Source organism: Ruania suaedae (genome assembly GCF_021049265.1).
Lineage (GTDB): Bacteria > Actinomycetota > Actinomycetes > Actinomycetales > Beutenbergiaceae > Ruania > Ruania suaedae.
Genome location: NZ_CP088018.1, coordinates 1,060,880 through 1,085,987, shown reverse-complemented (window position 1 = coordinate 1,085,987; position 25,108 = coordinate 1,060,880). Strand labels below are relative to the sequence as shown.

Genomic DNA, 25,108 nt, shown 5'->3' with positions numbered 1-25,108 from the left:
ATCAGATCACGCCCCACCGACATCGCTGCGGATCAGGGGGCGACCCACCCGTTCGGCCGGCATCCCTGCAACGAGATCGTCTGCTGCTGCATCACGTGGGCCCGCTCGCCCGCACCGGCGCAGTCCCGGTGCTGATAGCCCAGCAGGTGCCCGACCTCGTGGGTCACCAGGTAATGGCGGTAGTCGGTGATCGAGGCCTCCGCCAGGAAGGCCTCGGTCGCCTCGGCCCACCGGACGGCATTGAGGACGGCGTGGCCATCGCGACCGCACGAGTACTCCCCCACGGTGCGCAACGGCAGGCACATCCGGTCGGTCAGGTCCGGCGAGGCGAGAACCACGCGCATCTCGGCCTCGCCGTCGGTGCGGGCGAAGGTGACCGAGCCGTCGTGACCCCAGCCGCGCGGGTCGTTGAGGGTGGTGATCACGAACTCCCCGAACACCTCGCCATCGATCGCGAGCCCCTCCTCGACCTCCACCCGCACGGTGATCGTGCGCTGTGCCTCCTGTGGGGCCTCGACCTCACCCGGGACGACGGTCAGCTCCCCCGAGGCCGAGGCCGGGACCTCACGGTCCAGCACACCGGCCGCCAGGTCCGCCTCCTCGCGTGCCGTCAGGGTGGGGGTCGGGCTCGGCGTGGCCGTCGGTGAGGGGCTGGGCGCCGCCGCTCCGGCGTCGGCGAGCAGCTCCGGACCGGCGTCGGCCACCCGGGGCGGCCCCACGGACGGCGGGCGCGCCGCGCCGCGACTGCTCTCGGAGGAGCGATCCACCGCGCCGCCACTGAGCTGGGGCCCGGCTGCGTGCTGTCCACCGGCCAGCACCACGGCGATCGCGGTCAGCACCACCGCGGCGAGGACCGCGAAGGCGCGTGGACGAGAACGCGTGCGGCGCATGGGTCCATCGTCTCATCCCCGCGGGACATACGATGGTGCCCGGACCACCGGTGCGCACGGGCCGCGGGAACAACCACAGCCTGCGCCACCGTTGCAGTCACCGGACGCTCGCGGTCCCGGGCGGATTGCCTGGTCCCACCGCGAGACCACCGAACGAGCATGGAGAGAGAGCACGTGGACATCACCATCGGCGTCAAGCACATCAACCGCGAGGTCCGCCTGGAGGTCTCGGACGACGCCGAGGCCATCGTGGCCGCCGTCAACGAGGCTCTTGCCAAGTCCGCCGACGGCGACTCCACCGCCGTCCTGGACCTCACCGACGAGAAGGGCCGCCGCGTGGTCGTGCCGGTCGGTTCCCTCGGCTACGTCGAGATCGGCGCCCCGGCTCCGCGCCCGGTGGGCTTCGGCGCCATCTGAGCGAGCGCACGGGGCCCGTGGTGGACGCGGGCGGGCAGCCGGGTAGCATGGACGCGTACACGGTTGCCCGGTCGCCCGAACAGGTAGATCACGCGGTACGCGCCAGCAGGGCTGGTGCTGACATTCTGCGATCGGCTACCACGATCAGGTGAGACCCCGTCGCCGGCGCACCCGCGTGGGCGGACCGGCAGCGATGCGGTTCACCGTGAGGCGAACAGGTTCACCACCCCGTGACTGACCACACCCTGACTGACCACCCCGCGACCGACGACGCTGCCGAGCAGCTCGGGACCGTCGTCGCCGAGACCGTCGAGGCCGGCGAGATCGCCGACCCCCACGCCGAGGTCGCCAAGACGTTCGGTGACTTCGGTGTCCGCGAGGACATCGCCGGCGCTCTCGGCGACGTCGGCATCACCCACCCCTTCCCGATCCAGGCACTGACGCTGCCGGTCGCGCTGCAGGGCCGCGACATCATCGGCCAGGCCAAGACCGGAACAGGCAAGACCCTCGGCTTCGGCGTGCCGCTGCTGCAGGGCGTCATCGCCCCCGGCGAGGACGGCTGGGACACGCTGCCCGACGCCGGCAAGCCGCAGGCGCTCGTGGTGGTCCCCACCCGCGAGCTCGCCGCGCAGGTGGCCGGTGACCTCACCACGGCCTCGCGCCGCCGCAAGGTGCGGGTGCTGCAGGTCTACGGCGGACGCGCCTACGAACCGCAGATCGACGCGCTCACCAAGGGCGTCGAGGTCGTCGTCGGAACCCCCGGGCGGATGATCGATCTGCTCAAGCAGCGTCACCTCGACCTCGGCAAGGTCCGCACCGTCGTCCTGGACGAGGCCGACGAGATGCTCGACCTGGGCTTCCTGCCCGACGTCGAGACGCTGCTCGCCTCGACCCCCGGCACACGCCACACCATGCTCTTCTCGGCCACGATGCCCGGCCCCGTCATCGCGATGGCCCGCCGCTACATGAGCCGCCCCACGCACATCCACGCCCATGACCCGGGCGACGAGGGCGCCACCCTCAAGACCACCCGCCAGGTGGCCTACCGCGCCCACGCGATGGACAAGGTCGAGATGCTCGCCCGCATCCTGCAGGCCGAGGGCCGGGGCCTGACGATCGTGTTCGCACGGACCAAGCGCACCTGTGCCAAGGTCTCCGACGAGCTCAACGACCGCGGATTCGCGGCGGCCGCCATCCACGGCGACCTGGGGCAGGGAGCCCGCGAGCAGGCGCTGCGCGCCTTCCGCAACGGCAAGGTCGACGTGCTCGTGGCCACCGACGTCGCCGCACGCGGTATCGACATCGACGACGTCACGCACGTGATCAACTACCAGTGCCCCGAGGACGAGAAGGCCTACGTGCACCGCATCGGCCGCACCGGCCGGGCCGGCAACACCGGCACCGCGGTCACCTTCGTCGACTGGGACGACGTCCCCCGCTGGATGCTGATCGACCGCACGCTCGAGCTGGGACTGGGTGAGCCGCCGGAGACCTACTCCTCCTCCCCGCACCTGTTCGCCGACCTCAGCATCCCCGAGGGCACCAAGGGCCGCCTGCCCCGCGCGGCACGGACCCGCGCCGGGCTCGGTGCCGAGGACGTCGAGGACCTCGGCGAGACCGGCGCCTCCAGCGGCAAGGGCCGCGGCCGAGGGGCTGGCCGCAGCGCCGGTGGGCGCGGCGAGGTTCGCAGCGAGGGTCGTGGTCGCGGCGAGGGCCGCTCCCGCGGACACGGCGGCGACGAGCGTTCCGGCGAGAGCCGTCGCAGCGAGGGCGGGGACGCAGCTCAGCGTCCCGAGGGCGCCCAGCGCCCACGGCGTCGTCGCCGCCGGACCCGCGGTGGGCGTCCGGCGGAGCAGTAGGCCTCAGCCGGCGAGTACGAAGGCCCGCACCGCATCGGCGATCAGCTGCACCGCGATGGCGGCAAGCAGCAGGCCGGCGATGCGGGTCACCAGGATCGTCCAGCCCTCGCCCAGCACCCGGTGGATGACCCCGGCGAAGCGCATCGCCAGGAACAGGCACAGGTGCACCGCCACGATGGCGGCCACGATCGCCACCCACTCGGGCACGCTGCCCTCCGAGCCCTGCACGGCCAGCATCGCCGCCACGATGGCACCGGGGCCCGCGAGCAGCGGCGTCCCGAGCGGCACCAGCGCCACGTTCACCTTGCCCGACGGCGTGGGCTCCTCGGTCTTGCCCGTGAGCAGGTCCAACGCCACCAGCAGGAGCAACAACCCGCCCGAGGCCTGCAGCGCCGGTACCGAAATGTTCAGGAAGTCCAGCAGGTGCCGGCCGAACAGCATGAACGCCACGACCACGCCGAACGCGACGCTCACCGCCTGCAGCGCGGCCCTGGCCCGCTGCTTGGCGGTCATGGTGGAGGTCAGCGCCAGGAACACCGGCACGGTGCCCGGCGGGTCCATGATGACGAACAGGGTCAGGAACGTCGTGGCGAAGAGAGTGCCGTCGAGAACGGCGCTCACCGGGTGGTCCTCGCGCTCACGGACGAACCACGGCGAGCCGCCCCTGCTCCTCGATCGTCTCGAGCACCTCGCGGTCGGTGGTCTCCTCCCCGAGTCGGTTCGGTTTGCCCACGCCGTGGTAGTCGCTCGATCCGGTGACGAAGAGCCCGAGATCGCCGGCGAGGCGGCGCAGCTGCTCGCGCTGATCGTCGGTATGGTCCCGGTGCGCGACCTCCAGGCCGGCCAGACCGGCGTCGGCCATCTGCTGCACCACCGTGTCGGCCACGACCCGGCCGCGCGCGCTCGCGCGCGGGTGGGCGAAGACGGGCACCCCTCCCGCCTCGCGCACCAACCGCACCGCGTCCACCGCGTCCGGTGCGTGATAGCGCACGTAGTACCGGCTGGACGGCGCCAGGATGGACGCGAACGCCGCCGTCCGGTCGGGCACCACCCCGGCCGCGACCAGCGCGTCGGCGATGTGCGGCCGGCCGAGCGTGGCGCCCGAGCCGGCCTGCGCGACCACGTCGTCCCAGGACAGGTCGTAGTCCTCGGCGAGAAGCTCCACCATCGCCCGCGCCCGCCCGTCCCGCGAGATCCGGGACCGTTCCAGCTCGGCGGTCAGCCCCGCATGGTCGGGGTCGTGCAGGTAGGCGAGCAGGTGCACGCTGATGCCCCCGGCGGTGCAGGAGATCTCCGCTCCCCGTAGCAACGCCACCCTCGTGCCCGGTACTGCCTCGGCTGCCTCGTCCCAGCCGGCGGTGCTGTCGTGGTCGGTCAGTGCCACCACGTCGAGGCCGGCGGCGGCGGCCTCGACCATGAGCTCGGTCGGCGTGGAGGTCCCGTCGGACACGCGTGAGTGCGCGTGGAGGTCGATGTGCACGAGGCCCAGGGTAGCCGCCGCGTCCGGTGGGTGAGACGGCTCGGGGTTTGCGATCATGGGCGCATGGTCTCCTCCGACGGTACTCAGCAGCAGCTCGCCGACCGTGGCTCCAATCGCTCCCAGCGGCCCTCCTCCGACGCCTTCCGGGCCTTCATCGCCTCCGGCTGGGCACCCCGCGAGTCCGCGCTGCCCGCGCGTCTGCCCGCGGCCGACCACGCCGAGGCCCGCCGGAGAAGGCTCGGTGACCGGTTCGAGGGCGACCGCCTCGTGCTGCCCGCCGGGCCGCTCAAAGTGCGCTCGAACGACACCGACTACCGTTTCCGGCCGCACTCGGCGTTCGCGCACCTGACGGGCCTGGGCACCGACGAGGAGCCCGACGCGGTGCTCGTGCTGCACCCGCAGGCCCAGGGCGGCCATGAGGCCGTGCTCTACTTCCGCCCCCTCGCCGGACGCGACACCGAGGAGTTCTACGCCGACGCCCGGTACGGGGAGTTCTGGGTCGGGGCCCGCCCGACGCTGGCCGAACTCGAGGCGCGCACCGGCATCCGCTGCGCCCACATCGACGAGCTGCCCGACGCTCTCGCCAAGGACGCGGGGCAGGTGCACCTGCGGGTGGTGCCGGAGGCCGACGAGGCCATCACCGCCCTCGTGGTCGCCGCCCGCTCCTCCTCCGGTCAGGAGGTCGACGCCGAGACCAGCCAGGCCGAGGACGCCGCCCTGGCCGAGGCGCTCTCCGAGCTGCGCCTGGTCAAGGACGACTGGGAGGTGGCCGAGCTGCGCCGGGCGGTGGACGCCACGATCGCCGGGTTCGCCGAGATCGTCCGCCAGCTCGAGCGCGCCAGCGGTCACCCTCGCGGCGAACGTGTCATCGAGGGCGCCTTCGGAGCCCGCGCCCGGGAGGACGGCAACGGCATCGGCTACGACACCATCGCCGCGGCCGGTGACCATGCCACCACCCTGCACTGGATCCGCAACGACGGGCGGGTCAGGGCCGGCGAGCTGGTGCTGGTCGATGCCGGGGTGGAGGTCGACTCCCTCTACACCGCCGACGTCACCCGGACGCTGCCGGTGGACGGGGTCTTCACCGACGTCCAGCGCCGCGTCTACCAGGCCGTCCTCGACGCCGCCGACGCGGCCTTCGCCGCCGCCAAGCCGGGGGTGAGGTTCCGGGACGTCCACACCGCTGCGGTGACGGTCCTGGCCCACCGCCTGGCCGAGTGGGGGCTGCTGCCGGTCGGCGCGGAGGAGGCGCTCACGCCGGAGGGTCAGCAGCACCGCCGCTGGATGCCGCACGGCACCAGCCACCACCTCGGCCTCGACGTGCACGACTGTGCCCAGGCCCGCCGGGAGATGTACCTCGACGCCGAGCTGGAACCGGGGATGGTGTTCACCATCGAGCCCGGTCTGTACTTCAAGGCGGACGACCTGAGCGTGCCCCCGGAGCTGCGGGGCATCGGTGTGCGGATCGAGGACGACGTCGTGGTCACCGCCTCCGGCGTGGAGAACCTCTCGGCGGCCCTGCCGCGCCACCCGGACGAGGTGGAGGCCTGGATGGCCTCGCTGCGTCACTGAGCGCGTGCCCGACCCTTCCCGCGGCCCCGTGCGTGGCCGGCCCCGCGTGCTGGCGGCCGCTGCCGTCGGGCTCGCCACCAGCGCCCTGTACGTGCTGTTCTCCGCGCGGCAGTGGGCCCGCCTGGAGTCGCCGTCGTGGGACCTGGGGATCTTTACCCAGCTGCTGCGGGCCTACGCCGAGCTGCGCAGCCCGGTCGTCCCGATCAAGGGCGACGGGTTCATGCTGCTCGGGGATCACTTCCACCCGCTGCTGGCGCTGCTCGCCCCGGCCTACGCGCTCGCCCCCTCCGGCCTGACGCTGCTGGTCCTGCAGGACCTACTGATCGGTCTCTCGGCGGCAGTGCTGACCGGGTGCGCCGTCCGGCACCTGGGCACCCGGGCCGGGACGCTCGTCGGCCTGGCCTACGGACTGTCCTGGGGCCTGCAGAGCGCCGTCGCCTCGCAGTTCCACGAGATCGCGCTGGCGCTGCCGTTCCTGACGGCCAGCCTGGCGGCCCTGGTGCGGCGCGACCACCGGGCCGCGGTGCTCTGGGCGCTCCCGTTGCTGGGGATCAAGGAGGACCTCGGCCTGACGGTGGCCATGGTGGGGGTCGTCGTCGCGCTGCGGGGCTCCCGGGTGCTCGGGGCGGCGACCGCCCTCGGGGGCGCCGGTGCCTTCGTCCTGATCACCCAGTTCGTCCTCCCGGCGCTCAACCCCGACGGCGTGTGGGACTACGCCGAGGACTCGATCGTCGCGACCGTGCTCACCGACCCCGGCGCCGCCGTGGCGACCCTTCTCACCGGCGCCGGCGCGAAGGCGGGCCTGGTGCTGATGGTCTTCCTGCCGACGGCGTTCCTGGCCCTGCGTAGCCCGCTGGCGCTGCTCACCCTGCCCACCTTCGCGTGGCGGCTGACCTCCGACGTCCCCTTCCACTGGGGCACCGACTGGCACTACTCGGCGATCCTCATGCCGATCGCCGTGATGGCCACCGTCGATGCGCTGCTGCTGCTGCGATGGCGCCGTCACGCCACGGCCGTGGGGGCGGTGGTGCTCACCCTGGCGGTGGCGATCACCACCCAGTTCCCGCTCTGGCGCCTGACCGAGCCGGAGTTCCACCGGGAACCGGTGTCGGCCCCCGCCGCCCGGGAGGTGCTCGCGGCCGTTCCCGACGGCGCCCGTGTGGCCACCGACATCACGCTGATGGCCTACCTGGCGCCGCGGACCACCGTGCTCTGGGTGGGCAACGCCTCGCGCGACGCCGCCGGCGAGCCGGTGGACTTCGTCGTCGTGGACACCGGGTCGGGGGTGTACGGGGGCAGTCCACCGCAGGATGTCGTGGCCTACGCCACCGAGAGGTATCCGGGGGAGTTCACCGAGGTGCTGGACACCGGTGGCTTCCTCGTGGCCGAACGGGTCGGGCGAAACGAGGGCTGAGGGGCCTGGCGATGCTCAGGCGCCTGCCGGCGGCTGGCCCTCGCGCTCGTGCTCCAGCGTGCCCAGCAGCTGGCGTGCGGCGGGCGCCTTCTCCGCCAGGCAGAGGATCGCGAACGACCCGGCCACCACCTGGGAGGTGGAGGTGAAGTCACGCTTGCCACCGGACATCGCGTAGGCGATCACCGCGAACAGCATCCCGGCGCCGGCGCCGAGCAGCAGCGCCGGCAGCAGGGCCGTGAGCAGCTCACCGCCGAAGAGGTACAGCAGGATGCCGATGAAGAACCCGAAGTACGCGCCGGTGGCGGCGCCGCGCAGGGCGACCTTCGGGTAGGTCCGGCGCCCGGTGATGCGCTCGACCATGGTCAGGTCGGTGCCGACGATCGTGACGGAGTTGACCTCGAACTCACTGTCGGCGAGGAAGTCGACCGCACGCTGGGCCTCGAGGTAGCTGGCGTAGGTGGCGATCTCCTCGCCGCGCGGCTGCATCCCGGCGCGCGGATCGGTCGGGTTCATGGCTGGCATGGGCCCATTGTCCCCCACCGTCACCCGGGGTGTCACCCGTGCTGCTGACATAGGGTGAGCCCCGTGAGCATCACCACCACCCGTATCTTCGTCGCCCGGCTCGCCGGCATCGGCGTGTTCGACCCGCTCGGGGACCGGGTGGGTCGCGTGCACGACGTCGTGGTGCTGCTGCGTGTGCGGCAGTCGCCGCGGGCGGTGGGACTGGTCGTGGAGGTCCCGGGCAAGCGCCGGGTCTTCCTGCCCCTGTCCCGGGTGACCGCGATCGACCCGGGCGCCGTGATCACCAGCGGGCTGCTGAACCTGCGCCGGTTCCAGCGGCGCGCCGCCGAGACGCTCGTGATGGGCCAGTTGCTGGACCGGGTGGTCGCGCTGCGCGCGGACGGCGGTGAGGTGACGATCCAGGACGTCGGGCTCGAGCAGCAGCGCAACCGGGACTGGCTGGTGACCAAGCTGTTCGTGCGGCACGGCTCACGCAGCGTCTTCGGCCGAGGTCACACCTCGGTCATCGACGTCGACGACGTCACCGGGCTGGCGCCGTCGGAGGCGCAGCAGGGTGCCGCAGCGCTGCTGGCCACGATGGACGACCTCAAACCCGCCGATCTCGCCGATGTCGTCCACGACCTGCCCGAACGGCGCCGGATCGAGGTCGCGGCCGCCCTGCCCGACGGCCGGCTGGCGGACGTGCTCGAGGAGCTCGGCGACGACGACCGGGTGGCGATCCTCTCGGCCCTCGCCGCCCAGCGCGCGGCCCAGGTGCTCGACGAGATGCAGCCCGACGACGCAGCCGACCTGATCGCCGAGCTGCCCACCGACAAGGCCAGCGAGCTGCTCGATCTGATGGAGCCGGACGAGGCCGAGGACGTGCGCCGGCTGCTGACCTACGACGACGACACCGCCGGTGGTCTGATGACGACCGAGCCGATCGTGCTCGGGCCCGAGACCTCCGTGGCCACGGCGCTGGCGCACGCGCGGCGTCAGGACGTCACGCCCGCCCTGGCCGCGATGATCTTCGTGACCCGGCCGCCGCAGGAGACGCCCACCGGGCGGCTCCTCGGGGTCATCCACCTGCAGCGGATGCTGCGTGAGCCACCGCACGAGGCGATCGGTGGCCTGCTGGACAAGGACATCGAAGCGGTCACCGCCGACGCCCCCATCGGCCGCATCACCCGGCTGCTGGCCACCTACAACCTGACCGCCCTGCCGGTGGTGGACGAGCAGCGCCGCCTGCTCGGGGCCGTCAGCGTGGACGACCTGCTCGACCACCTCCTGCCCGAGGACTGGCGGGAGGCGGACGACGAGGTGACCGACGCCGCGATGGGAGGCACCGGTGGCTGACCGCCTCGACACCCCGCGCACGAAGCGGCGGCGGCTGATCCCCCAGCGTCGCAACAAGGACGCCTTCGGCAAGGCGGCCGAGGCGATCGCCACGTTCATGGGCACGCCGCGCTTCCTGCTGTACATGACCCTGTTCGCCGGGACGTGGCTGGCCTGGAACACCCTCGCGCCGGAAACGCTCCAGTTCGACCCGCGGGCGCTGAACTTCACCCTCCTCACCCTGATGCTCTCCCTGCAGGCCTCCTACGCCGCGCCGCTGATCCTGCTCGCCCAGGACCGCCAGACCGACCGGGACCGGGTCACCGCCGAGCAGGACCGCCAGCGCGCCGAGCGCAACCTGGCCGACACCGAGTTCCTCGCCCGGGAGATGGCCTCGCTGCGGCTGGCCCTCAACGACGTGGCCACCCGCGACTTCGTGCGCAGCGAGCTGCGCAGTCTGCTGGAGGAGCTGCAGGCCGAGCGGGAGGACGAGGGGCGCGACCAGGAGGCCGGTGAGCGGCCCTCGGCCGGGGTGTAGTCCGGACCACAACCGCAGGGACGGGTCGAAGCCGCAGGCGCACCTAGACTCGATGTATGTCTGACACGCTCACCGCCCGCGTCCACGAGGCCATGGCCTCCGTGCTCGACCCCGAGATCCGGCGGCCGATCACCGAGCTCGACATGGTGCGCGACGTCGCCGTCCTCGAGACCGGCGACGACGGCGCCGCAGTCCAGGTCACCATCGCCCTGACCACCTCGGGCTGCCCGCTGCGCGACACGATCACGCGGGACGTGACGAACGCCGCGAACGCCGTCGACGGGGTGGCGCGCACCGAGGTCAGCATGACCGTGATGACCGACGACGAGCGCACCGCCCTGCGGACCAAGCTGCGCGGGGGGACCGCCGAACCGGTGATCCCGTTCGCCCAGCCGGACAACCTCACCAAGGTCTACGCCGTCGCCTCGGGTAAGGGCGGCGTCGGCAAGTCGACCGTGACCGCGAACCTCGCGGCCGCGATGGCGGCCGAGGGCCTGAAGGTGGGCGTCATCGACGCCGACGTGTACGGCTTCTCCATCCCGCGCATGCTCGGTGTGGAGCACTCGCCGACGAAGGTCGACGACATGATCCTGCCGCCCGTGGCCGGGGAGGTGAAGGTGATCTCCATCGGGATGTTCACCGAGCCCGGGCGTGCGGTGGTCTGGCGCGGCCCGATGCTGCACCGGGCGCTGCAGCAGTTCCTCGCCGACGTGTTCTGGGGCGACCTCGACGTGCTGCTGCTGGACCTGCCCCCGGGCACCGGCGACATCGCGATCTCCGTCGCCCAGCTGCTCCCGCACGCCGAGCTGCTGGTGGTCACCACCCCGCAGCTGGCGGCGGCCGAGGTGGCCGAGCGGGCCGGGGCGATGGCCGAGGCCACCAAGCAGCGCGTGGCCGGGGTCATCGAGAACATGTCCTGGCTGGTCCAGCCCGACGGCTCCCGCCTGGAGGTCTTCGGCTCCGGTGGCGGCCAGCGCGTGGCCGATCAGCTCTCCCGCACGCTGGAGGCTGAGGTGCCGCTGCTCGGTCAGGTCCCCCTCGAGGTCGCCCTGCGCGAGGGCGGCGACGCCGGGACCCCGCTGGTCACATCGGACGACTCCTCCGACGCTGCGGACGTGCTGCGCAGCATCGCCCGCACGCTCGGCACCCGCCAGCGCGGGCTGGCGGGGCGCAAGCTCGCGATCTCGCCGATCGGCTGACGTCCCCGGCGGCCGGGCCTCAGGTCGCCTCGTCGTCGAACGGAGCCCCGTTCGCCAGCGGGTTCTCGACGGCATCGGTCCCGGTCACGGCCGCGTCCTCGGTGTCGTGCGGCGCGGCTGCCCGCTGATCCTCGTCGGCCTCATCATCGAGCTCGTCCTCGTCCTCCGCCGCCCGGGAGCGGGCCGACGTCGCCGCGGTCGCGGTCGCAGTCGCAGTCCCCGCGGCGGCCGATCGCCTGCGCGTACCGCTGCCACTGGGCTTGGTGCGGGCACCGTTCGGGTTGACCTCGTCCAGCAGGGCCTCGCGCACGATGCGGCGCGGGTCGTACTGACGCGGGTCGAGCTTGCTGAAGTCCAGGTCCGCGTCCGGTCCGAGCTCCTCCCGGATGGACTCCGTCGCCCCCCGGGCCATGTCGCGCAGGGTGCGCACGAGGCGGGCGAGCTGCTCGGCGTACTTGGGCAGATGCTGGGGGCCGATCAGGACCACGGCGATCACCGCGATCAGCAGGAGCTCCTCGATGTTCATCTGCACAGGGGCAGCCTAGCTGTCGAGGGTCGGTGCCTCGCGCATCCGTGCCTGCTCACTCGCTGGCCTGCTCTCCGAGCGTGACCTCCACCTGGCGCTCGTCGCCGTCCTCGCGCACCGTCAGGGTGATGACCTCGCCGGGTGGGTGCGCACGGATCTTCACGATGAGCTCGTCCGCGGAGGTTACGGGCTCCCCGTCGATCGCCAGGATGATGTCGCCCGGCTCGAGCCCGGCCTGTGCGGCCGGCCCGCCGGGGACAAGCGGCGGCAGGTCGGCGTCGGCCTCGTCGGTGAGGATCTGCACCCCCTCGCCCTGGTACTGGGCGTCCAGGGTGGCTCCGATGATCGGGTAGGTCGCGGTCCCGGTCTCGATCAGCTGCTCGGCCGTCCGGCGCACCTGGGTGCTCGGGATCGCGAAGCCGAGACCGACACTGCCGGCCGATGTCGGGGTGCTGGCGGTGGAGGCGATCGCCGAGTTGACTCCGATCACCTCACCGGCGGTGTTGACCAGCGGCCCGCCGGAGTTCCCCGGGTTGATCGCGGCGTCGGTCTGGATGGCGTTGAGGAAGGAGGCACCCTCCTCCCCCGGCACGCTCACCGGACGATTCATCGCGCTGACGATCCCGGATGTCACGGTGCCCTCGAGGCCGAGGGGAGCACCGATCGCCACGACCGGGTCGCCCACCCGGAGCGCGTCGGAGTCGCCCAGCACGAGCGGCTCCAACCCGTCGAGGTCGACCTTCAGCACGGCCAGGTCGTAGTCGACCGTGGACCCGACGATCTCAGCCTCGACCTGGTTGCCGTCGGCCAGGACGACCGCCACCTGTTCCGCACCGGCGATCACGTGGTGGTTGGTCACGATGTACCCGTCCTCGCGCAGCACGAAGCCACTGCCCGACCCGCCGGCGCCGCCGGTCCGGGTACGGATGTAGACGGTGCTGGGCAGCACGTCCGCCGCGATCCCGGCCACCGATCCCTCGGCGAGGTCCTGGTCCGGTGGGGCAGGCGCTCCCGGGCTGGGCGCGGGCAGGCTGACGTCCGGCGGGTCCAGTAGCCGGGAGCCGCCGACGGCGCCGGCGATCAGACCCACGAGCAGGCTGAGCAGCATCAGCAGCGCGACCAGTCCGCCCGGGACCCCGCGCCGGCGGCGGCGCGCCGGTTCCGAGCGCAGCGGCAGACTGGGCGTCATGGGCGCGCCCGGGACACCGGCCGTGCCGCCTGAGTGGTCAGGCGTGAGCGCGGGGCCCGTCGATGCGACGTGGCCCCGTGGCGGGTCGGGCGGGTGCCAGCTCACGATCCGGCCAGCAGGACCTGGAGACCGTTCGTGAGCCGGTCCACGACCCCGGGTGAGGTGCCCTCACCCATCCGGGCGAGCAGCGCGTGAGCCGCGGCCGGGTCGTCGCCGGAGGAGATCGCCACGACCGACCCCCCGCACTGGGCCACCCACCAGTTCTCGGCGACCTGATAGACCTCGTAGCCGCTGATCTGCACGGGTTCGAGCGCGGCCGTCATCGCCGGGTCGAGCACCCCGTGTTGCTCGGTCAGATGCACGACCCCGGCATCGCCGGCGAGATCGAGCTGCAGCACCGGCGCACCCGCCTCGGCCTCGTCGATGACCGTGATGTGCTCCACCCGCATCCCCGCGGGCAGGCGGTCCGGCGTGGACCAGCCAGCCGCTGACATCCACTCGAGCACGGTTCCCGAGAGATCCTCGCGGCCTGGCTCGGTGGCACCCACCGATCCGACGGCGTGACCGCCGGCCAGCGATGCCGGCTCCTTCAGCTGGGGCACCATGGCCGTGAGGTCGTCGACCGAGCGCTGCTGACCGCCGAGCACGAAGAGCGCGACCACGAACACCCCGACGGAGGCGACGGCGCCCGAGAGCACCCGGAGCCGGGTGCCGCGCACGGCCCGCTCCACCTCCCCCGCGCTCGCGGGCACGCCCGTCGTGTCGCCCACGACGCCCAACGCAAGGAGCCGTTCGGTCAGGTCCGGGTTCGCCTGGACCGCCCGCGCAGCCCGCGCAGTGTCGCGGCAGGCACGCTCGGCCTCGACCTGCGCGCGGCAGGGCGCGCAGTCGGACAGGTGCTGCTGCAACCGTGCCGCCCGCGCCGGCGGAAGCTGACCGTCCACGAACGGCGAGACGAGCGGTCCGAGATGGCTCACAGCGCGCCCTCCGGTCGCAGGACGGGGGCGGCCGGCACGTCCGGCAGGTCCGGCACAGCCCGGGAGGCCGGCGCCCGGTGGGCCAGGGACTTGCGCAGCTGCGCCCGGCCGCGATGGATGCGCGAGCGCACCGTGCCCATCGAGACGTCGAGCACCGCAGCGATCTCCTCGTAGGAGAGGCCTTCGATGTCGCACAGCACGACGGCGGCCCGGTACTGGGGCTTCATCGCGTCCAGCGCTGCCTGGACGTCGGCGTCGAGGTTGTCGTGCTCATAGCGCCGCTCGGGTGAGCCGGAGTCGCCGGCGGCAGGCACCCGTTCGGCGGCCGGGCCGAGCACGTCGAAGCGGATCCGCTTCTTGCGTCGCTGCCCGTCCAGGAAGAGGTTCGTGGTGATGCGGTGCAGCCACCCCTCGAACGTGCCCGGGGCGTAGGAGTGCAACGAGCGGAACACCCGCACGAAGACCTCCTGGGTGAGATCCTCGGCGTCGGCCCGGTTGCCCGTCAGCCGGTACGCCAGCCGGTAGACCCGGTCGGTGTTCTCACGCACGATCGCCTCCCAGGTGGGTGGCTGCCACGTCCCCTCCGGGCGAGCAGGCACCTCGGGCACAGCGGCGGCCGGTCGGTCGGAAGCGGTCGGCGAGGTGGTGTCCATGGCAAGGGCAATCCTACGCGGGGAACCTGAGAACTTCCTGGGAGGGCTCGGCCACCTGAGCGCCTCCCCGGCACGGCGGCCCGACGGCGCTACGATCGCAGCACCCACCCGCCGGACATCATCGCGCGCCACCCCTGGAGGCCTACCATCGCTGCCGACAAGGCCCAGAGCTGGGCCTACACCGAGGACTACCTCGTGGAGACCGAGTCCATCCAGCTCGCCCGCGGCCGCGCCGAGGAGCTGGGGGTGACCCCCGTGTCTGCCGGAACGGGTGCCGCGCTGCGGATGCTCGCCGCCGCCACCCGGGCACACGCCGTGGCCGAGGTCGGCACCGGAACCGGGGTCTCGGGCCTGTGGCTGCTGGAGGGGATGGTGGCCGACGGCGTCCTGACCACGATCGACGTCGAGGTCGAGCACCAGCGCGCCGCCAAGGAGGCGTTCGCGACGGCGCAGGTGCGGTCCACCCGGACCCGGACGATCTCCGGGCGCGCCCTGGACGTCCTCCCCCGGCTGGCCGACTCCGCCTACGACATGGTGGTCGTCGACGGCGATCCGGCCGAGGCCGGGGACGACGCCGACCAGGCGATCCGGATGCTGCGACCCGGCGGCGTGCTCGCCGTCACCGACGCCCTGTGGCACGACCGGGTCGCCGACCCGGCGCGCCGCGACGAGCAGACGGTGGCCATGCGCGAGCTCGGCCGCCGGCTGCGCGAGGACGAGCGGGTACTTCCGAGCCTGCTGCCGGTCGGGGACGGGCTGCTGGTCGCGATCCTGCGGTAGTTCGCGGGGCGCGAGAGCCCGGGGCGTCCGGTCGTGAAAAGCGCGTGCCGGCGTCGATACGATGAGCGGACTGCCTGCGGGGCCCTCCCTTGCCAGCGGCAGTACCACCCCCTCTTGCTGATGGAGCCGCCCTGTGAACGCCGACACCACGACCGCGTCCGCCCAGCCCGACCGGGCGGCGGAGATCGACCCCGCGGGCATGAGGGTGATCTGGCTGCTGCTGACCGCGGCGTTCGTGGCGATCCTGAACGAGACCACGATGGCGATCGCCATCCCGGAGCTGAACCGGACCCTCGGGATTCCTCCCGAGCAGGGCCAATGGCTCACCAGCGCCTTCATGCTCACCATGGCCGTGGTCATCCCGACCACCGGCTTCCTCATCCAGCGGTTCACGACCCGCCAGATCTTCCTCGCCGCGATCACCTTATTCGCGCTCGGGACGGCGATCTGCCTCGTCTCGCCGGGCTTCCTCACCCTGCTGACGGGCCGCGTGGTCCAGGCCGCCGGGACCGGCATCATGCTGCCGCTGCTGATGACGACCATCATGAACGTCGTCCCCGCCCGCTCCCGCGGGCGGATGATGGGCCGGGTCGGGATGGTCATCGCGCTCGCGCCGGCGATCGGCCCCACCCTCTCGGGTGTCGTGCTCGACAGCCTCGGCTGGCGCTGGCTGTTCGGCATCGTGCTGCCGATCGCGCTGGTGGCGATGGCGCTGGGCGCGCGCTGGCTGACGAATCTCGGAGTCACCACGCGGGCCCCGATCGATGTGGTCTCCATCGCGCTGTCCGCGCTCGCCTTCGGCGGCATCGTCTTCGGCCTGAGCCAGCTGGGTGGCGGGCACGGCGCCGAGGCGACCGACGGCGCCGCGGGCGCCGGCACCGACGCCGCCCCGTGGCTGGCAGTCGTCGCCGGCGTCGCGTTCCTCGGGGTGTTCGTGTGGCGCCAGCTCGTGCTGCAGCGCCGTAGCGCCGCGCTGCTCGACCTGCGCGTGTTCCGTTCGCGCAACTACGTCATCGCGGTGCTCATCATGGCGATCGTCGCGCTGTCGATGTTCGGCACCTTCTCGCTGCTGCCGCAGTACCTGCAGAACGTGGTCGGGCTCAATGCCACCCAGTCCGGGCTGGTGCTCCTGCCCGGCTCGGTCCTGATGGGAGTGCTCGGTCCGCTCATGGGCCGGGTCTATGACGCGCGCGGGCCCCGCACCCTGCTGGTGCCGGGAACGATCATGATCGCCGCGGCGATGTTCCTGTACTCCACCGCCGATCTGCAGACGCCGGTGTGGGTGCTCGTCTGCACGCAGATCATGATGTCGCTGGGACTGGCCGGCTCGTTCACCCCGCTGTTCTCCGCCTCGCTCGGCTCGCTCGAGCGCACGCTCTACTCCCACGGCTCGGCCGCGCTCAACACGTTGCAGCAGGTCGCCGGGGCCGCCGGGACGGCCCTGCTCATCTCGGTCTACTCCTCCTCGCTGCACGCCGGTCAGGCCGAGGGCCTCTCCGTCGCCGAGGCCGGGGCACCCGGTGCCCAGCAGGCGTTCTTCATCGCCGGCTGCATCGCGGTGGTGGCCGTGGTGCTGGCCTTCTTCGTCATCAAGCCCGAGGAGTCGGACGCCCCGGCGCCGGCGGCACACTGACCGCCGGGCGGGTCGGCGGGCGGGTCGGGCTCCTACTCCAGGCCCTGCAACCAGCGCAGCAGCAGCCGGGCCCCGAATCCGGTGGCCCCCTGACTGACCTCGTGCTCGTCGGCGGCGGACCGCGCCGGGCCGGCGATGTCCAGGTGTGCCCAGGGCTGATCGCCGGCGAAGTGCTGCAGGAAGAGGGCCGCGGTGATCGACCCGCCGCCGACCTTCGCGTCGGTGGCGATGTGGGAGAGGTCGGCCACCGTGGACTCCAGCGCGTACCGGTACTCCGGCACGAGCGGCATCGCCCACACCTGCTCCCCGGAGCGCTGCGCGGCAACCTCCAGTGCGCCCCGCAGGGCGTCGTCGGTGGCGTAGAGGGCGGCGTGCCGGCGCCCCAGACCGAGACTGGCTGCGCCCGTGAGGGTGGCCACGTCCACCAGCGTGGCGGGCCCGTACTCGGACCGGGCCCAGGCCATCGCGTCGGCCAGCACCATCCGGCCCTCGGCATCGGTGTTGCCGATCTCGACCGTGGTGCCCTCCACCATGGTGATCACGTCACCGGGCCGGTAGGAGGAGGCGCCGATCGCGTTCTCGGCGAGCGGCAGCACTCCGATCACGCGCGCACCGACCTTCGCCTGGGCGGCACCGAGCACGGCGCCGATCACCGACGCGGCGCCCGCCATATCGGTTTTCATCGGGATCATGGCCTCGCGCGGCTTCAGCGACAGGCCCCCGGAGTCGAAGGTGATGCCCTTGCCCACGAGCACCACCGGCGCCTGGGCGGGATCGGTCCCGGCATGCTCGATGGTCACCAGGCGCGGTGGTGAGACCGAGCCGCCACCGACCGCCAGGATGCCTCGCAATCCGTGCTCGGCCAGCCAGCGCTCATCGCGCACCCGCACCCGCAGGCCGCGGGCTCGCCCGAGCTCGACCACCTGCCCGGCGAGCCATTGCGGTGTCTTGACGCTCGCGGGCGTCGCCGCCAGCCGGCGGCTGACGAGCGTGGTCTCGCTACCGAGCAGGCCGTCGTCGATCGCCTGCTCGGTGGCGGTCTCGTCGGCGGCACAGATCGTGGCCCGCTCGAGCGGTTGCGGCTGCTCGCGGCTGCCGGCATAGGGCGGCACGTACGCGCCCAGACGCAGACCCTCGACGAGGGCCGTGAGCGCCTCGGCGGTCAGCAGGTCTTCGGCGGCCAGCACGACGTGCTCGCGGCCGCGGGTGCGTCGCGCGAGCGCAGCACCGGCACGCCGGGCCGCGCGTGGGGAGGCGTCACCGAGCCCGACGAGCACCAGCCGGCGCGGCAGCCCGGGCCAGCCAGGCATCGGCGGGAGGGTGAGCGCGAGCGCCTCCCCCGCCGCGCCGGTGGCGCCGGCCTCGACCGCCCAGGCCGTCAGGTCGAACGGATAGCCGGGCAGGCCGGTGAGCCGCACCTCCGCCGGGGAGTCGCCCGCTGCTGCCGGGACGACGGCGAGGGCCACGGTGGCCTCGTCGCCCCAGTCGATCAGGTGCTGCCGGGTGAGGGCAGCCGGTCCGGAGTTGACTGACGGGGCCGAGACCATCCTCAGCCGGCGACGGCCGACAGTGCGGCGCTGAGCTCGTCCGCCTCGTCCGGCTTCAGCTCGACGACGAGCCGTCCGCCGCCCTCGAGCGGCACGCGCATGATGATCCCACGGCCCTCCTTGGTGACCTCGAGAGGTCCGTCACCGGTCCTGGGCTTCATGGCAGCCATGGGGATTCTCCCTAATCTTCCTCGCGTGATGCGCCCGCGCCGGCCGCGGGCTCATCGACCCCCGTGCGACCCGCTGTGGAGCTCTTCGGTACCCATTCTATGTCAGGTGTGACGTGGCCCTCCATCATCGGGCCGGCGACCGGCTCGCGCCCGGGCTCGGCCCGCCGGCACGGCAGCTCCGGGTGGGTCGGCCACCGGCCGCTGGAGACACCGGCGGCCACCACCACCACGCCCGCGCAGACAGCCACGAGCAGCCACGTCACACCGGTGACCCACATGTCACTCCGGCCCGGACGCGCCGGCTCGTGCCGCCGCCTCGGCGGCCTCGGCCATCTCCTGACGACGCCGGCTGCGATTGGCCCGCACCACCACGTCCACCGCCTCGGCGGGATCATCGGTGAGGTGGATGAGGTCGAGATCATGCGCCGAGATGGTGCCGCGCTCGGCGAGGGTGCCGCGGATCCAGTCCATCAGCCCACCCCAGAACTCGGTGCCGACCAGCACGATCGGGAACCGCTTGACCTTCTTGGTCTGGACCAGGGTGAGGGACTCGAAGAGCTCGTCCATGGTGCCGAAGCCGCCGGGCAGCACGATGAAGCCCTCGGAGTACTTGACGAACATCGTCTTGCGGGCGAAGAAGTAGCGGAAGTTGACGCCGAGGTCGACGTAGCGATTCATCCCCTGCTCGAAGGGCAGCTCGATCCCCAGTCCGACGGAGATCCCGTCCGCCTCGTGGGCGCCCTTGTTGGCCGCCTCCATCACCCCGGGGCCGCCGCCGGTGATGACCGCGTAGCCGGCCTCGACGATGCGGCGGGCGATGCCCTCGGCGAGCTCGTACTCGGGCTCGGTGGGACCCGTGCGGGCCGACCCGAACACGCTCACGGCGGGGCCGAGCTCGGCCAGCGCCCCGAAACCCTCGACGAACTCCGCCTGGATGCGCAGCACCCGCCACGGGTCGGAGTGGACCCAGTCAGCGCCCTCGCTGGGCTCGAGCAACCGCTCGTCCGTGGTCTTCTCCGGGATCTGCCGTCCGCGCAGCTGGACCGGGCCCTTCCAGTACTGGCCGGTCCTGGGTCGGTTCGATTCCGTCATGGGTGCTCCTTCACCGCTGCGCTCTCGCGGGCGGGTGTCGTCAGCCAGGCGGCCAGGGCAGCCGCACAGGTGTGGATCTGGTCGGTGGGGACGTGCTCGTCGTCGGCGTGGGCGAGCGAGGGGTCACCCGGTCCGAAGTTCACCGCGGGCACCCCCAGCTCGGTGAACCGGGCCACGTCGGTCCAGCCGTACTTAGGACCGGCGCGGCCCCCGGTCACCGCCGTCACGGCCGTGACGAAGTCGCTTGCGGCCGGGGCCTCGAGGCCCGGGCGTGCCCCGGCGGCCGAGTCGGTGAGCTCCACCTCGAAGCCCTCGAAGAGCTCGCGCACGTGGGCGTAGGCCTGGTCCGGGCCGGTCGAGGGGGCGAACCGGTAGTTCACCGTGACCACGCACTCGTCGGGGATCATGTTCGTCGCGATCCCGCCACGGATCCCGACGGCGTTCAGTCCCTCCCGGTAGACCAGGCCGTCCACCTCCACCTCGGCGGGGGTGTAGCCGGCGAGCCGGGCGAGGATCTCGTGCGCGTCGTGGACGGCGTTGTGCCCCTTCCACGCGCGCGCGGAATGGGCGGTGGTGCCGTGGGTGCGGACCTCGACCCGCAGGGTGCCGTTGCAGCCACCCTCGATCCCGCCCGCCGTCGGCTCGCCGAGCACGGCGAAGTCGCCGGCGAGCCACTCCGGGTGGGTACGGACCACCCGGCCCAGACCGTTGCGGGACGCCTCGACCTCCTCGTTGTCGTAGAAGACCCAGGTCACGTCGACCGTCGGCTCGGTGAGGGTCACGGCCAGGTGCAGGGCGACGGCGACCCCGCCCTTCATGTCGACGGCGCCCCGGCCCCACAGCACCTGGGCACCGTCCCGTTCGAGCAGACGGGTGGGCAGGTTGTCCTGGATCGGCACCGTGTCCAGGTGCCCGGCGATCACCACCCTCCGGTCGCGGCCCAGGTGGGTGCGGGCCACGATCGTGTCACCCTCGCGCAGCACCTCGAGGTGGTCGGCCGAGAGCAGCAGATCCTCGACGGCGTTGGCCAGGGGCGCCTCCCCGCCGCTGACGCTGGCGATGTCGCAGATCGCCCGGGTGAGGGTGACGGCGTCAACCTCACGCGGGTCGGGCAGGGCAGCGGGGACGCCGGGCGCATCAGACATGGTCCGAGCCTAACCATCGCGCGCGAGGCCGGGCCGGGCCGGTCACTCCCGCGCGTCGTGCAGGGTGCGTGCGGCCTCGGCGATCGAGCCCGACAGGGACGGGTAGACGGTGAAGGCGCCCGCCACCTGATCCACCGTCAGGCGGTTGGAGATCGCCAGCGTGATGGGGAAGATGAGCTCGCTGGCCCGGGGCGCCACCACCACGCCGCCGATGACCGTGCCCGAGGACCGGCGGGAGAACAGCTTCACGAATCCTTCGGAGATCCCGAGCATCTTCGCTCTCGGGTTGCGTGCCAGCGGGAGCGTCGTCACGGCGCCGTCGATGGCTCCGGAGTCGATCCGGTGCTGCGGGATGCCGACGGTCGCGATCTCGGGCGCGGTGAAGATGTTCGCCGAGACCTGCCCGAGCTCGAGCGGGGCGACGGCGTCCCCGAGCGAGTGCCACATCGCGATCCGCCCCTGCATTGCGGCCACCGAGGCCAGCGGGAGGACGCCGGTGCAGTCCCCAGCGGCGTAGACGCCGCGCACCGTGGTGCGTGAGACCCGGTCGACCTGGATGTGCCCGCGCTCGTTGACCGCGACCCCGGACTCCGCCAGCCCGAGCTCCTCGGTGTTGGGCACCCCGCCGACGGCGATCAGGCAGTGCGAGCCGGAGACCACTCGTCCGTCGGAGAGCTCGACCTCCACCCCGTCCCCGGTGCGCCGCGCCGAGGCGGCGCGCGAGCGTGAGAGCACCTCCATGCCGCGGCGCTTGAAGACCTGCTCGATCAGCTCGGCCGCATCGGCGTCCTCACCGGGCAGCACCCGGTCACGGCTGGAGACCAGCACGACGTCGGCGCCGAGGGCGTTGTAGGCGCCCGCGAACTCCGCCCCGGTGACGCCGGACCCGACGACGATGAGGCGCTCGGGAATCTCGGTGAGGTGGTACAGCTGGGTCCAGGTGAGGATGCGTTCGCCGTCGGGCTGCGCCGTCGCGAGTTCACGGGGGCGCGCGCCGGAGGCGAGCAGGACCACATCGGCCGGCAGCTGCATCTGCCCGTGCCGGGTGGTGGCGACCACCTCGTGCGGGCCGTTCAGGCGCCCGGTGCCGTCGACGACCCGGACGCCCTCGCGCTCCAGGCGGGTGCGGATGTCGGTGCTCTGCTTGTTCGCGAGCGCCACCACCCGGGCGTTGACCGTGCCGAAGTCGGCGGCGTAGGAGATCTCGCCGTCGGCACGCGGACGGATCCCCAGCTCGCCGGCGCTCTCGGTGAGGGTCATCCACTCGGCGGTGGCGATGAGGGTCTTGGACGGGACCACATCGGTCAGCACGGCGGAGCCGCCCAGGCCCTGGCGCTCGACGAGAGTGACGTCGGCGCCGAGCTGGCGGGCGACGAGCGCGGCCTCGTAGCCGCCCGGCCCGCCGCCGACGATCACGACGCGGGAGCCCGCCCGCGTGCTGGATCGACCGACTCCGCTGCTCTGCTCGGACGTCGCGGGGGCATCAGGTGTCGTCGTCACCCGAGCCATTGTGCCGTCTTCGCAGGTATCTTCGCTCGTGTGAGCGAGACACGAGCCGACTCCGGCGCAGCGATCGACCTGGACGACCCCGCGACCGACCCGATGGAGGCGGCCCGGCAGGCCGCGGTGGTGATCGCCCAGCGCACCGGCGTCGCCACGCACGACATCGCGCTCGTACTCGGCTCCGGCTGGGGGCCGGCGGCGGACATGCTCGGGCGGACGGTCGCCGAGGTCCCCGCCGAGGAGGTGCCCGGGTTCACCCGCTCGGGCGTGCCCGGTCACTCCGGGATGCTGCGGTCGGTCCAGTACACCGACGCCGGCGGCCACGACCGGCACGCACTGGTCCTGGGAGCGCGCACCCACTTCTACGAGGGCCGCGGGGTGCGACGGGTGGCGCACGGGGTGCGCACCGCCGCCGCCGCGGGGGCCCAGGTGGTGGTGCTGACCAACGGATGCGGCGGCCTGCGCCCGGAGTGGGCGCCCGGCACGCCGGTGCTCATCAGCGACCACCTCAATCTGACGGCGGCATCGCCGCTGGAGGGAGCGACCTTCGTCGATCTCACCGATCTGTACTCGCCGAGGCTGCGCGAGATCGCCCGCGCCGTGGATCCCGGCCTGGCCGAGGGCGTCTACTGCCAGTTCCGCGGCCCGCACTACGAGACGCCGGCCGAGGTGCGCATGGCCGGACGGCTGGGCGGTGATCTGGTGGGGATGTCGACGGCGCTGGAGGCGATCGCGGCACGTCACGCGGGCCTGGAGGTGCTCGGGATCTCGCTCGTGACGAACCTGGCGGCGGGGATCTCCCCCGAGCCGCTCTCGCACGCCGAGGTGATCGAGGCGGGCCAGGCCGCCGCGCCGCGGATCTCCGAGCTGCTCGCCCAGATCGTGCGCCGGGCCGCCGCGTGAGCGCCGGCGATCGAGAGGCACTGCTGGCCCAGGTCCGTGCCTGGATCGAGGACGATCCCGACCCGGCCACCGTGGACGAGCTACGCGAGTTGCTCGCCTACGCCGAGGGCGGGGGCGTGGACGAGTCCGAGCGCGAGCACGCGATGGCCGCGCTCGCGGACCGGTTCTCGGGACCGCTCACCTTCGGTACGGCAGGGCTGCGGGGGCGCCTCGGCGCCGGGCCCCGCCGGATGAACCGTGCCGTGGTGATTCGGGCGGCCGCAGGTCTGGCCGCCTATCTCGACGACGCGCTCGCGGGAGCACCACCGAGGGTGGTCATCGGTTACGACGCCCGCTACGGCTCGCAGGCATTCGCCGAGGACACCGCGGAGGTGGTGGCCGCCGCGGGCGGTCACGCGATGCTGCTGCCGCAGGCGCTGCCGACGCCGGTCCTCGCCTACGCCGTGCGGGAGCTGGCGGCCGATGCCGGGGTGATGGTCACCGCCTCGCACAACCCGCCCGAGGACAACGGGTACAAGGTCTACCTCGGCGGCCGGGTGGTGCAGGGAGCCGGTCAGGGCGCCCAGATCATCCCGCCCGCCGACGAGCAGATCGCCGCGTGCATCGCCGCCGTCGGGTCGGTGGCCGAGGTGACGGGGGCGGCGGCCGCGGGCGAGCACGGCGGATCGATCGAGACCGTCGGGGCCGAGGTGGTGACGGCCTACGGCATCCGTGCGGCGGGCCTGACCGACGCCGCGGTGGAGCCGGAGGCACGCCGGCGGCTACGGATCGTGCTGACGCCGCTGCATGGCGTGGGTGGCGGGCTCGCGCGCGAGGTGCTGACCGCGGCCGGCTTCACCGAGGTCGAGCTCGTGGCGGAGCAGGCCGAGCCGGACCCGGACTTCCCGACGGTGGCCTTCCCCAATCCCGAGGAGCCCGGTGCCCTCGATCTCGCGCTGGACCGCGCCCGCGACAGCGCGGCGCAGCTCGTGCTGGCCAATGACCCCGACGCCGACCGATGCTCGGTCGCGGTCCCCGACGCCGCCGCCGACGGCGGCTGGCGCCAGCTCACCGGTGACGAGGTCGGTGCACTGCTCGGGGAGCAGGCGGCAATCCTCGCCGCGGGGACCGCGCCCGGCGACGGTGACGACGCTCCCGTCCTCGCGAGCTCCATCGTCTCCTCCCGGATGCTGGCCTCGATCGCGGCCGCGCACGGGCTCGGGCATCGCTCGACCCTGACCGGCTTCAAGTGGATCAGCCGCGTGCCCGGTCTGGTCTACGGCTACGAGGAGGCGCTCGGCTACTGCGTGGACCCTGAGTTCGTGAGGGACAAGGACGGGATCAGTGCTGCGGTGCGCATCGCCGACCTCGCGGCCCGCCTGCACGCCGGAGGGCGGAGCCTCCTGGACGCCCTCGACGACCTGGCCCGCACCCACGGGGTGCACGCGACCGCGCCGCTGACGGTCCGGGTGGACGACCTCGACCGGATCGGGCAGACGATGGCGCGGCTACGGAAGGACCCTCCGACGGCACTCGCGGGCTCCGCCGTCGTGACGGCCGTGGATCTGAACCAGGGCGGCGCCCCCGGCGAGCCGGACCTGCCGGCCACGGACGGTCTGCTCTACCTCACCGAGGCACGCGACCGGGTGATCGTCCGGCCGAGCGGGACCGAGCCGAAGCTCAAGTGCTACCTCGAGGTGATCGAAGCGGTCAGCGGCGGCGAGCCCGTGGCACAGGCGCGTGAGCGTGCGGGGGCCAGACTCGTCCGGCTACGCCAGGACGTGGCCGCGGCCGCCGGGCTCTGAC

At 72.9% G+C, this 25,108-nt stretch carries 24 protein-coding genes; 11 read left to right on the top strand and 13 right to left on the bottom strand.

Annotated elements, in window-relative coordinates; all coding sequences use genetic code 11:
- Positions 1-32: 32 nt before the first annotated feature.
- Entirely contained in the window at positions 33-890 is an 858-nt protein-coding gene (locus tag LQF12_RS04900; protein WP_231054872.1) for a DUF3152 domain-containing protein, read from the bottom strand.
- A gap of 159 nt (positions 891-1,049) precedes the next feature.
- Between LQF12_RS04900 and LQF12_RS04895 the strand changes: the two genes are divergently transcribed.
- On the top strand, positions 1,050-1,307 hold the full coding sequence (locus LQF12_RS04895; RefSeq protein ID WP_253073856.1) for a DUF3107 domain-containing protein: 258 nt from the start codon (positions 1,050-1,052) through the stop codon (positions 1,305-1,307).
- Positions 1,308-1,537: 230 nt separating this feature from the next.
- Positions 1,538-3,166, top strand: coding sequence for a DEAD/DEAH box helicase (locus tag LQF12_RS04890; protein ID WP_435531214.1), 1,629 nt, complete (start codon positions 1,538-1,540; stop codon positions 3,164-3,166).
- A gap of 3 nt (positions 3,167-3,169) precedes the next feature.
- Here the strand turns inward: LQF12_RS04890 and LQF12_RS04885 are convergent, their stop codons facing one another.
- Positions 3,170-3,787, bottom strand: coding sequence for a MarC family protein (locus LQF12_RS04885; RefSeq protein WP_231054871.1), 618 nt, complete (start codon positions 3,785-3,787; stop codon positions 3,170-3,172).
- 16 nt (positions 3,788-3,803) lie between these two features.
- Positions 3,804-4,646 carry a PHP domain-containing protein gene (locus tag LQF12_RS04880; protein WP_231055514.1) on the bottom strand — a complete coding sequence of 281 codons (843 nt, stop codon included), beginning with the start codon at positions 4,644-4,646 and terminating at the stop codon, positions 3,804-3,806.
- Between the two features lie 63 nt (positions 4,647-4,709).
- Here LQF12_RS04880 and LQF12_RS04875 point away from each other — a divergent pair, with 63 nt between their 5' ends.
- The gene (locus LQF12_RS04875; RefSeq protein WP_231054870.1) at positions 4,710-6,218 is read left to right on the top strand and encodes an aminopeptidase P family protein; all 1,509 of its coding nucleotides are present in this window, start codon (positions 4,710-4,712) and stop codon (positions 6,216-6,218) included.
- A 4-nt stretch (positions 6,219-6,222) separates the two neighbouring features.
- Entirely contained in the window at positions 6,223-7,632 is a 1,410-nt protein-coding gene (locus LQF12_RS04870; protein WP_231054869.1) for a DUF2079 domain-containing protein, read from the top strand.
- A gap of 15 nt (positions 7,633-7,647) precedes the next feature.
- On the opposite strand, the gene LQF12_RS04865 is transcribed toward LQF12_RS04870, so the two are convergent.
- A complete protein-coding gene (locus tag LQF12_RS04865; protein WP_231054868.1) occupies positions 7,648-8,154 on the bottom strand; it encodes a YflT domain-containing protein in 507 nt (168 codons plus the stop codon).
- Between the two features lie 63 nt (positions 8,155-8,217).
- Between LQF12_RS04865 and LQF12_RS04860 the strand changes: the two genes are divergently transcribed.
- Genes LQF12_RS04860 through LQF12_RS04850 form a run of 3 tightly spaced genes read left to right on the top strand, consistent with a single transcriptional unit; the run spans position 8,218 to position 11,205 of the window.
- Complete coding sequence (locus LQF12_RS04860) at positions 8,218-9,489, top strand: magnesium transporter MgtE N-terminal domain-containing protein (RefSeq protein ID WP_231054867.1); 1,272 nt, start codon at positions 8,218-8,220, stop codon at positions 9,487-9,489.
- Positions 9,482-10,006 carry a DUF1003 domain-containing protein gene (locus LQF12_RS04855; protein ID WP_231054866.1) on the top strand — a complete coding sequence of 175 codons (525 nt, stop codon included), beginning with the start codon at positions 9,482-9,484 and terminating at the stop codon, positions 10,004-10,006. The genes LQF12_RS04860 and LQF12_RS04855 overlap by 8 nt, the downstream gene beginning before the upstream one ends.
- 56 nt (positions 10,007-10,062) lie before the next feature.
- Positions 10,063-11,205, top strand: a complete 1,143-nt coding sequence (locus tag LQF12_RS04850) for an Mrp/NBP35 family ATP-binding protein (RefSeq protein WP_231054865.1) — start codon at positions 10,063-10,065, stop codon at positions 11,203-11,205.
- A gap of 19 nt (positions 11,206-11,224) precedes the next feature.
- Here LQF12_RS04850 and LQF12_RS04845 read toward each other — a convergent pair whose 3' ends face one another.
- The 4 genes from LQF12_RS04845 to sigE form a co-directional block, all read right to left on the bottom strand.
- Positions 11,225-11,731, bottom strand: coding sequence for a twin-arginine translocase TatA/TatE family subunit (locus LQF12_RS04845; RefSeq protein ID WP_435531234.1), 507 nt, complete (start codon positions 11,729-11,731; stop codon positions 11,225-11,227).
- A 55-nt stretch (positions 11,732-11,786) separates the two neighbouring features.
- A complete protein-coding gene (locus tag LQF12_RS04840; protein ID WP_231054863.1) occupies positions 11,787-12,920 on the bottom strand; it encodes a S1C family serine protease in 1,134 nt (377 codons plus the stop codon).
- Between the two features lie 101 nt (positions 12,921-13,021).
- Entirely contained in the window at positions 13,022-13,897 is an 876-nt protein-coding gene (locus tag LQF12_RS04835; protein ID WP_231054862.1) for an anti-sigma factor family protein, read from the bottom strand.
- Positions 13,894-14,550 carry an RNA polymerase sigma factor SigE gene (sigE, locus tag LQF12_RS04830; RefSeq protein WP_231054861.1) on the bottom strand — a complete coding sequence of 219 codons (657 nt, stop codon included), beginning with the start codon at positions 14,548-14,550 and terminating at the stop codon, positions 13,894-13,896. The genes LQF12_RS04835 and sigE overlap by 4 nt, the downstream gene beginning before the upstream one ends.
- Positions 14,551-14,697: 147 nt before the next feature.
- On the opposite strand from sigE, the gene LQF12_RS04825 reads away from it, so the two are divergent.
- Both LQF12_RS04825 and LQF12_RS04820 read left to right on the top strand, forming a co-directional pair.
- Positions 14,698-15,330: an O-methyltransferase gene (locus LQF12_RS04825; RefSeq protein WP_231055513.1), complete on the top strand. Its 633-nt coding sequence runs from the start codon at positions 14,698-14,700 to the stop codon at positions 15,328-15,330.
- A 133-nt stretch (positions 15,331-15,463) separates the two neighbouring features.
- The gene (locus LQF12_RS04820; protein ID WP_435531213.1) at positions 15,464-16,963 is read left to right on the top strand and encodes an MDR family MFS transporter; all 1,500 of its coding nucleotides are present in this window, start codon (positions 15,464-15,466) and stop codon (positions 16,961-16,963) included.
- Positions 16,964-16,995: 32 nt separating this feature from the next.
- Here LQF12_RS04820 and LQF12_RS04815 read toward each other — a convergent pair whose 3' ends face one another.
- From LQF12_RS04815 to LQF12_RS04795, 5 genes are all read right to left on the bottom strand, one after another.
- Positions 16,996-18,510, bottom strand: coding sequence for a leucyl aminopeptidase family protein (locus LQF12_RS04815; protein WP_231054860.1), 1,515 nt, complete (start codon positions 18,508-18,510; stop codon positions 16,996-16,998).
- Between the two features lie 2 nt (positions 18,511-18,512).
- Positions 18,513-18,680, bottom strand: coding sequence for a DUF3117 domain-containing protein (locus tag LQF12_RS04810; protein ID WP_231054859.1), 168 nt, complete (start codon positions 18,678-18,680; stop codon positions 18,513-18,515).
- 279 nt (positions 18,681-18,959) lie between these two features.
- Complete coding sequence (locus LQF12_RS04805) at positions 18,960-19,772, bottom strand: LOG family protein (RefSeq protein WP_231054858.1); 813 nt, start codon at positions 19,770-19,772, stop codon at positions 18,960-18,962.
- Positions 19,769-20,917: a succinyl-diaminopimelate desuccinylase gene (gene dapE, locus LQF12_RS04800; RefSeq protein WP_231054857.1), complete on the bottom strand. Its 1,149-nt coding sequence runs from the start codon at positions 20,915-20,917 to the stop codon at positions 19,769-19,771. The genes LQF12_RS04805 and dapE overlap by 4 nt, the downstream gene beginning before the upstream one ends.
- Before the next feature lie 42 nt (positions 20,918-20,959).
- On the bottom strand, positions 20,960-22,426 hold the full coding sequence (locus tag LQF12_RS04795) for an NAD(P)H-quinone dehydrogenase (RefSeq protein ID WP_435531212.1): 1,467 nt from the start codon (positions 22,424-22,426) through the stop codon (positions 20,960-20,962).
- 93 nt (positions 22,427-22,519) lie between these two features.
- On the opposite strand from LQF12_RS04795, the gene LQF12_RS04790 reads away from it, so the two are divergent.
- Together LQF12_RS04790 and LQF12_RS04785 are read left to right on the top strand one after the other, a co-directional pair.
- Complete coding sequence (locus tag LQF12_RS04790) at positions 22,520-23,323, top strand: purine-nucleoside phosphorylase (RefSeq protein ID WP_231055510.1); 804 nt, start codon at positions 22,520-22,522, stop codon at positions 23,321-23,323.
- Positions 23,320-25,107 (top strand): phospho-sugar mutase, encoded by a 1,788-nt coding sequence (locus LQF12_RS04785; RefSeq protein ID WP_231054856.1) that lies wholly within the window; start codon positions 23,320-23,322, stop codon positions 25,105-25,107. Before LQF12_RS04790 ends, LQF12_RS04785 begins: the two co-directional genes overlap by 4 nt.
- Position 25,108: the final 1 nt, after the last annotated feature.

What these genes read in the sequence shown, in the direction of transcription:
- LQF12_RS04900 (WP_231054872.1), bottom strand. Translation starts at nt 890, where the DNA reads ATGCGCCGCACGCGTTCTCGTCCACGCGCCTTCGCGGTCCTCGCCGCG.
- LQF12_RS04895 (WP_253073856.1), top strand. Translation starts at nt 1,050, where the DNA reads ATGGAGAGAGAGCACGTGGACATCACCATCGGCGTCAAGCACATCAAC.
- LQF12_RS04875 (WP_231054870.1), top strand. Translation starts at nt 4,710, where the DNA reads ATGGTCTCCTCCGACGGTACTCAGCAGCAGCTCGCCGACCGTGGCTCC.
- LQF12_RS04865 (WP_231054868.1), bottom strand. Translation starts at nt 8,154, where the DNA reads ATGCCAGCCATGAACCCGACCGATCCGCGCGCCGGGATGCAGCCGCGC.
- LQF12_RS04850 (WP_231054865.1), top strand. Translation starts at nt 10,063, where the DNA reads ATGTCTGACACGCTCACCGCCCGCGTCCACGAGGCCATGGCCTCCGTG.
- LQF12_RS04845 (WP_435531234.1), bottom strand. Translation starts at nt 11,731, where the DNA reads ATGAACATCGAGGAGCTCCTGCTGATCGCGGTGATCGCCGTGGTCCTG.
- LQF12_RS04840 (WP_231054863.1), bottom strand. Translation starts at nt 12,920, where the DNA reads ATGACGCCCAGTCTGCCGCTGCGCTCGGAACCGGCGCGCCGCCGCCGG.
- sigE (WP_231054861.1), bottom strand. Translation starts at nt 14,550, where the DNA reads ATGGACACCACCTCGCCGACCGCTTCCGACCGACCGGCCGCCGCTGTG.
- LQF12_RS04815 (WP_231054860.1), bottom strand. Translation starts at nt 18,510, where the DNA reads ATGGTCTCGGCCCCGTCAGTCAACTCCGGACCGGCTGCCCTCACCCGG.
- LQF12_RS04810 (WP_231054859.1), bottom strand. Translation starts at nt 18,680, where the DNA reads ATGGCTGCCATGAAGCCCAGGACCGGTGACGGACCTCTCGAGGTCACC.
- LQF12_RS04805 (WP_231054858.1), bottom strand. Translation starts at nt 19,772, where the DNA reads ATGACGGAATCGAACCGACCCAGGACCGGCCAGTACTGGAAGGGCCCG.
- dapE (WP_231054857.1), bottom strand. Translation starts at nt 20,917, where the DNA reads ATGTCTGATGCGCCCGGCGTCCCCGCTGCCCTGCCCGACCCGCGTGAG.
- LQF12_RS04795 (WP_435531212.1), bottom strand. Translation starts at nt 22,426, where the DNA reads ATGGCTCGGGTGACGACGACACCTGATGCCCCCGCGACGTCCGAGCAG.
- LQF12_RS04790 (WP_231055510.1), top strand. Translation starts at nt 22,520, where the DNA reads ATGGAGGCGGCCCGGCAGGCCGCGGTGGTGATCGCCCAGCGCACCGGC.